At 40.4% G+C, this 8,783-nt stretch carries 1 protein-coding gene; it reads right to left on the minus strand.

Translation table 11 applies throughout. From position 1 onward, the window contains the following. On the minus strand, positions 1-8,783 hold an 8,783-nt coding region (locus tag B8967_RS22235), incomplete at both ends, for a non-ribosomal peptide synthetase (RefSeq protein ID WP_143330572.1).

Genomic DNA, 8,783 nt, shown 5'->3' on the forward strand with positions numbered 1-8,783 from the left:
AGAATCGCATGGTGGTTGCTGAATAAACAGCTGTAGTGGCTATCTCCTCTTTTGAATAGATACACCCTGAAAAGACTTCCCTGGGTAAGGTCATACACCTCAAAGCGATCCTTCTGTGTGATTTCTCCGATCAGGGTTTCCTGAGCCTCTTTGCTCATTCCACTGATATCCTGGTAACGCCAGTCTACCTCGCCTTCTTTATCAATAACCTGTACGATCTCACCATTCCAGTCAAAACGAAGTCTCAACGACGGATAAGCGGCCTGGGTACGTTTCCAGGAATCTTTTAACTTCTCTTCATTAATTTTACTATGGTAGTCCCAGATCAACTGTACCCTGTAGGCATCATCTTTATCTCCCTGGTTCAACGCATGGTACACAAAGCCTTCCTGTAAGCTGTTCGCTAAATAAACCCCTTCAATTTCCCTTTTCTCCTGAATACCAAATAGCTGTTCCTGTTCTACAATATAGTCTATATCTGATGGAGTCAGTATGCTTTTACTTTCCTTTGAAAGCTGATCTACAATAGTCTCTATATTGGCTTTCAATCGTTCTGAAAAGTGATTAATCTCTTCTTCACTCAGGTAGCCTGCAACACCAAATTTAAGCTGTCCGTCAACAACAGCTCCATTGATGCTGATCTGATTATTATCTTTATTTCTTTTTCCAACACTCAATCCACTATCTTCGGCAACAATAGTCCAGTTTTTCTCACCAAGTTCCTGATCCAACTGCCCCAGATAATTAAAGCTGACCTTAGGTAATTCACGTTCTGTATAGCCTATCAAGCTGCCATACCCTATTCCGTTGTTCGGTATGATTCTCAAAGACTCTTTGGTGGAAACAATAGTATCTCTTAGATTCTTTCCTCTCCTCAAAAGCAATGGATACATCGTGGTAAACCAACCTACGGTCTCCGTAATATCAAGATTACCTGATATTTCTTCACGACCATGACTTTCCAATAAAACAGGATGAATATCTTTCCCACTTAATTCTGAAAGAGTAACGGATAAAGCGGAAAGCAATAAATCATTGATCTGGGTATGATATGCATGATTGGTTCCTCTAATCAATGTTTGAGTAATCTCTTTGGATAATTGCAGCTCACTGTAGTGTTGATCTTTAAGCATGAACTGATCCAGCCCTTTGTTATTTTCTTCTACATGATCCGCTGTTGTATTCCAGAATAAAAGTTCCTGAGCCCGGGATTCCGGATTTTCTGTTTTATAGCTTCGTACAGCTTCCACCCATTGTCTGTAGCTCGTTCCTTTTATATGACCCGTAATATATTCTGTATCTCCTTTTTCAAGAGACTGGTAAATATTTTTTAAGTCTTCGGTAATAATTCTCCAGCTTACGGCATCAATAATCAAATGGTGAAGGGCAAAGTAAATCCTTGCACTGCCATCTGCATAACCACTGATATAACCGATCTGATACAATGGTCCGTTTTCAATATCAAAGCCGGACTGCCACTCTGTAAATACATGAGAAAGCTCTTCTGGATTTAATCCGGAAGCATCCAGATAATGGACTGAAGGGATTTCTGGTTTTCCATATTGCTGAATGGACTTTCCATCTTCTCTACGATATTGAAGTCTAAGTGCATCATGTCTTTCGATCAGGTACTTCACTGATTCTTCCAGAAGCTCCTTCTTTAGAACAGGTACATAAAGTAAGAAGGCCTGATTCCAGTGATTGAAATCTACCAAATAGCCCGCTTCTTTCTGACTGAAAAACCAATCCTGAACAGGAAGTAAGGAAACTCCCCCTTCTAATATACCTTGTTCTGCCAAAATATGGATTGCTTCATTTTGACTTTTCTCTTCGATAAGTAAAGACAAAGAAACAATAGTCCGGGTAGTGAATACTTCTCTAACCGTCAGCCTGATATTTAATTGTTGTCTGATTCTTCCTACCAGCTGGATACTGATAATACTGTCTCCTCCTAAGCGGAAGAAATCATCTTCGATACTGATCCCTGTAGCATCAAGACCCAAAACATCACCATAGATCTGGCATAGTTTAGCCTGAAGATCAGTTTGGGGAGCAATATAATCTTTGCTGCCCGTAAACTCAGGTTCAGGAAGTTGTCTTCTGTCCAGCTTTCCATTGATCGTTAATGGCAAGGCTGTTAAATGTACAAAAGCACCCGGTACCATATATTCCGGTAAGCTCTCTGAAAGATGTTCAGAAAGAAGGTTGGAATCAACCTCAACATCGGATACATAATAGCCTGCAAGGTATTTCATCCCCGCTTTGTTTTCTTTAGCTAATACTGCGGTCTGACGGATACCAGGGTAATGAAGCAGGGTATTCTCAATCTCTCCTAATTCAATTCTATACCCCCTGATCTTCACCTGGAAGTCATTTCGACCTACATATTCCAGCTCGCCATTAGCCAGCCAGCGTACTAAGTCTCCCGTTTTGTATAAACGGCTGTTTTCTCCCCTTCCTTTTTGGGATAATGTCTGGAATGGGTTTTCAAGGAAACGTTCCTCAGTTAAATCCGGACGGTTTAAGTAACCTCTTGCAATTCCGGCTCCTCCTATATAAAGCTCACCTACAGCTCCAACCGGAACTGCCCGCATATGGTTATCCAGCACATAAGTCGTCATATTACCAATCGGACCTCCGATATTCAACGGATTACCATCTTCCTTGTAATAATGCAGCGTTGCACAAACTGTCCCTTCCGTAGGTCCGTAAGCATTAATAACATCCACTCCTTCAGCCTGATAAAGAGCCATGAGCTGTGGATTTGTTATGTCTCCGGCCACCATAAGTTTTTCTAAAGGTAAAATATAGTCTTTAGTCAGTAGAACCGGTGGTATAGTGGCAACACTGATGGTATTTACTGCTATATATTGTTGTAATGCGGCAATATCAGTCTGTCTTTCTTTATCTAGCAAATAAATACTGTGACCATGAGTAATGACAGGATAAAGTTCCGCAACATGGGCATCAAAGACGTAATTAGCATACCATAGACAGTTTTTGGAAGCCGTTCCATCAGAAATAAGATCCAGATCTTTAGCAAACTGCTTGATCAGATTGGAAACACCTTTATGTTCAATCATTACTCCTTTAGGAAGTCCTGTTGTACCACTGGTGTAGATGACATAGGCCAGATTATCTGAATTCACCTGGGTAACAGGATTATTTGAGTCTGTGAGTTCAAGCTGTGCTTTAATGTTTACCTCATCTAAAGCGATACAATCTACCCCCACATCTTCCAGCTTTTCGGCTGTACTTTCCTGACCTAAGACAAGTTTTGCCTCAGTATCCTGAAGAATGTGTTTTATTCTGTCTGCAGGATAAGAAGGATCCATCGGGACATAAGCTGCCCCCGACTTCAGAACTCCTAGCATTGCAATCAACATGTTCTCAGAACGATCTAAACATAAAGGAATAATATCGTCAGGCTGAAGATTGTAAGTTTGGATAAGATAGTTGGCCAAACGATTTGCTTTCTCATTCAGGTCTTTGTAGGACAATTTAATATCCTGATAGACTACAGCAATCTGATCTGGGGTCTTTGCAACCTGATCTTCAAACAGCCTATGAATGGTTTTTTCAGATGAATAATCAGAAACGGTATTATTCCAATCCTCGGTCATCTTTTTATAATCGCCCTCTTCCAGAAGATGAAGATCATTGATTCTGGTATTTTTAGCTTCTGCATCACTCATCTGGGCCAATTGCTCCAGAAGCAACACATAAGTATCTTTTAATTTTATAATGGTATCTCCATTGAAAAGAGATACAGCATAGTTAAACATTCCGCGGATGTTTTCTTCCCCATCATCTATCATGGTGGTCAAATCAAACTTCGCGGCCTGATAATCAATTTCTCCCTCAAAAGGGGAAAATAAAGTTTCGTGATCATCAGAATTTCTTCCGAAACTCTGAAGTCCAAACATCACCTGAAAGACAGGATGTCTGGAGGTATCCTGTTCTACACCCAATTCCTCCACCAGCTTCTCAAACGGAAGATCCTGATGAGACTGGGCTTCTGTAACCGATCTTGAAACCTGAAGGATAAAGTCTTTAAGGCTTTGTTCAGGATCAATAGTCTCTCTCAAAGCAAGTGTATTGACAAAGAATCCGATCATGTCCTCGAGACCTGCATGGTGACGGTTGGCGATTGGACTTCCCAATACAATATCGTTCTGTCCTGAATACGCAGAAAGCATCAGGTAATATCCACCTAGCATGACACTATTCAGACTTACCCCCAAATCTTTGGAAAGTTTTCTCAGACCAGAACCCGTCTCAGAAGAAAGATTAAAGTACATACTTGCCCCTTCATAAGAAATATAGGAAGGTCTTTTATGATCTAAAGGCAGATTGAGAGATTCAAAACTGTCAAGAGTCTTTTTCCAGTAATCGATCTGTTTTTCCAGTACATCTCCAGTAAGGTAGTTACGCTGCCATAGCGCAAAGTCTTTGTACTGAATCTTTAAATTAGGTAGTAGAGAATCCTTACCGGCTACAAGAGCTTCATAAACTGCCTGTATTTCCTTTAAAAATACATCTATTGACCAGCCGTCAAAAGCAATATGATGAACAACTACAGACAGGTAATAATGCTCTTTCAACTTGAAAACATTAATATCCACAGGGAGTTCTTGCTCCAAACGGAAAATCTTGTTGGCCGATCTGTTTATATTCTCCTCCAATTCTTCCCTTGTCTCTGCTTCTGTAATTGTAAACTCAGGAATAAGATCTGTAACCACCTGGTAACCCATTCCCTTCTCAGTAGTTCGAATCACCGAACGAAGCACTTCATGGCGCATTACCACCGCTTCTATAGACTTTTGAAGAAAATCCAATCTTATTTTTTCTCCCAGGCTGAAAGCCATCGGAATATTATAGGCACTACTTCCTCCTTCAAAAGCTTCTATAAACCATAGTCTTTCCTGAGCAAACGACAGACGTTGCTCTTCAGGTGAAGAAAATACAATCGGTACAATAATTAGCTGCTCATTGACTGTGGAGTCTGATTCCAGCACTGAGCTCAAAGATGCAATGGTTTTATGGCTGAATACGGAAGCCACCTGAATCTGGAAATCCAGCTGATTCCTGATTTTACTGATGAGCTTGATCGCCATGATACTGTTACCACCCAATTTGAAGAAATCATCATGAATGCCAATCGTATCCGCATTTATTCCCAGTATCTCTCCATAAATATGGCAAAGTTTTTCCTGCAGCTCATTCTCTGGTGCTGCGTATTCCATACTTGCTGTAAATTCTGGTTCAGGAAGCTGTCTTCTGTCGAGTTTTCCGTTAATTGTTAACGGAAGATACTCAAGGTATACATAAGCATTAGGAACCATATATTCAGGCAATGATTCTGCTAAGAATTCCGAAAGCACGGAAGATTCTATAGGAGCATCAGATACATAATATCCGGCAAGGTACTTCATGCCGGCAGTATTTTCTTTAGCCAGTACAACAGCCTGGCGAATCCCCGGATAGCCCAGTAATGCGGTTTCTATTTCTCCCAGCTCAATTCTGTACCCGCGGATTTTTACCTGGAAGTCATTACGGCCAAGATATTCCAGATCACCATTGGAAAGATATCGAACAAGGTCTCCGGTTTTGTATATTATATTATTTTTTCCTCTGCTTTTCTGTACTTCCGTTTGGAAAGGATTCGAAATGAATCGCTCAGCAGTCAGGTCAGGTCTGTTCAGATATCCGCGGGCAATGCCGTCTCCACCAATATACAGTTCACCTATAGCTCCTACAGGAACCGGGCGATAAAGATTATCCAGCACATAAGCCGACGCATTCCCTACAGGACGTCCAATCAAATGTACATCTCCATGATATACCTGTTTATAAGTAGCATAAATTGTAGCTTCGGTAGGTCCATAAAGATTGTAAAGGAGGGTCTGTTCAGACCAGTATTTTCCGGTTTCATAATCGCACGGTTCTCCCGCATAGAGTAATCCTTTTAGGTTCGGACACTTTATTTTTGGAAGTACGGATAGCATTACCGGAGGTAAATAAGCATAAGCTATCTGATGATCCAAGAGATACCTGCTTATTGAATCTGCATCCTTTTTAGTAACCTCATCAAGCAAATGCAACTCATTTCCAAACAATAAAGTATTGAAAAATTCTGATACAGATACGTCAAAAACATAGGACGTATAAGCCGTTATTTTCTCTCCTTCACTGAATCCGTATGCATCTCTTACCTGATTCACCACATTCACCACATTTCTATGCTCTATCATTACTCCTTTAGGCATTCCGGTGGTTCCACTGGTGTAGATAACATAGGCAAGATGGTTAGGCTGAGTTGTCGTCACCGGATTTTTAGGATCTATTTTACCGATAAAGGTTCTGAATGTTGCTTCATCAATAGATATTCCGGTTACATGGTCTAATCTTCTTACTTTTTCTAGAGTCCTTTCCTGAGTAAGAACTATTTTTGCTCCGGTATCATCAAGAATATGTTTTATCCTGTCTGCTGGGTAAGCAGGGTCCATAGGTACATAAGCTGCTCCGGTCTTTAGTACAGCTAAAACTGCAATCAGCATATCTTCCGAACGCTCTAAACAAAGAGGAATAAGATCATCTGATGTAAGCTTATAATTTTCAATAAGATAATGGGCCAGTTGGTTCGCTTTCTGATTCAGTTCACGATAAGAAAGCTTATTATTCTGATATACTACAGCTATTTGTTCAGGTGTTTTTTCTACCTGATCTTCAAATAACTGATGAATTGTCTTTTCTTCAGGATATGCAAGCCCAGCCGTATTCCATTCTCCTGTTATTTTTTGATGGTCTTCTTTTGTTATAAGGGTCAGATTCTTTATGGAATTGTTTTCTGTTCTATTTCCAATGTTAACAAGCTGCTTCAGGAAAAACAAATAGGAATCCATCATACGCATAATCGTCTCATTGCTGAAAAGGGACACTGCATAATTGAAGATTCCCCGGATCACATCCCCATGGTCATCAATCATCATGGTCAGGTCAAACTTTGCTGATTGATAGTCTATATTTCCATCAAAAGGTTGAAGCACAGCTTCATTATTTTTAAAAGAAGTTCCGCCATCAAAGCTTTGAAGCCCAAACATTACCTGAAAAACAGGGTGTCGGGACATATCCTGTTCTACACCAAGTTCTTCCACCAGCTTCTCAAATGGAAGGTCCTGATGAGACTGTGCTTCCGTTACGGATTCAGATACCTGAAGAATAAAATCTTTTACCTTTTGTTCTGAATCAATTTTCTCTCTTAAAGCCAGCGTATTGACAAAGAACCCTATGATATTTTCGAGTCCCACATGATGACGATTCGCAACAGGGCTTCCCACGACAATATCATCCTGCCCGGAATAGGCAGATAGCATCAGATAATAGCCACTTAACATCATACTGTATAAACTCACTCCGAGATCTTTTGAAAGATTTCTCAGTTCTGATACAAGATCTGTGGGCAAGTCAAAGTATTGTGTTGCTCCTGCATAAGAAATATGGGCAGGTCTTTTAAGATCCAGAGGAAGATCCAGTGTTTGGAAGCCATCAAGTTTATTTTTCCAGTAAACGATTTGTTGATCGAGTCTTTCCCCTGTAAGATAATCTCTCTGCCATAATGCAAAGTCTTTGTATTGTATTTTTAATTCCGGTAAATCAGGATTTTTTCCTTCAGAAAGAGACTGATAAATGCTGCATAATTCTCTAATAAAAATATCGGTAGACCATCCGTCAAAAGCAATATGATGAATCACGACAGACAGATAATTGCGGTTCTCCAGATGGAAAATATTAATGCTCATCGGGAGCTCTTCTTCCAGATGGAAAACTTTGTTTGCTGCATGGTTAATCGCTTCATCAAGCTCTTTTCTGGAGTCTACTTTTCCAGTATAGATAGGAAGTTCCTGCCCGGTTATAACCTGATATCCTTCTCCGTCCTTTGTTGTACGAATGAGGCTTCTCAACACTTCATGGCGTTGAGTCAGTGTTTCAAAAGATTGCTGAAGAAGTTCCATTTGAACATTTTCACCCAACATGAAGATCATCGGAATATTGTATGCATTGCTTCCTCCTTCATAAGTTTCTATAAACCAAAGTCTTTCCTGTGCAAAAGACAAACGCTGTTCTTCAGGTGATGATACTATTACAGGGTTGATGACAATCTCTTCCGCCTGATTGTTTTCTCCGTTGAGTATATGAGACAATGATGCGACTGTTTTATGGCTGAATACCATGGCCACATTCACCTGAATATCCATCTCTTGTTTGATCTTACTGATCAGTTTGATCGCCATGATACTGTTTCCTCCTAATCGGAAGAAATCATCATGGATACCGATATGTTCAGAAGCGACGCCTAAGATTTCTCCATAAATCTTACACAAGTTTTCTTGTTGTTTATTTTCAGGTCCGGTATATTCTCTGTCTCCACTGAAGTCAGGTTCAGGAAGCTGTTTTCTGTCTAGCTTACCATTGATGGTCAATGGTAAAGAGGTGAGATGAACAAAGACACTCGGTACCATATATTCCGGTAAAGAGGAGGATAAATACTCAGTAAGGTGTTCATGATCCAGCTCTCCGGCTGATACATAATATCCGGCAAGGTATTTCATCCCCGCATTGTTCTCTTTGGCCAATACCACAGACTGTTTTACTTCAGGATGCTGAGACAATCGGTTTTCGATCTCTCCAAGCTCTATTCTGTAACCCCGGATCTTCACCTGGAAGTCATTTCTTCCAATGTATTCTATATTCCCATCAGGAAGCCAACGCACAAGGTCTCC

This window comes from Chryseobacterium sp. YR221 (assembly GCF_900176315.1).
In the GTDB taxonomy this organism is placed as follows: Bacteria; Bacteroidota; Bacteroidia; order Flavobacteriales; family Weeksellaceae; genus Chryseobacterium; species Chryseobacterium rhizosphaerae.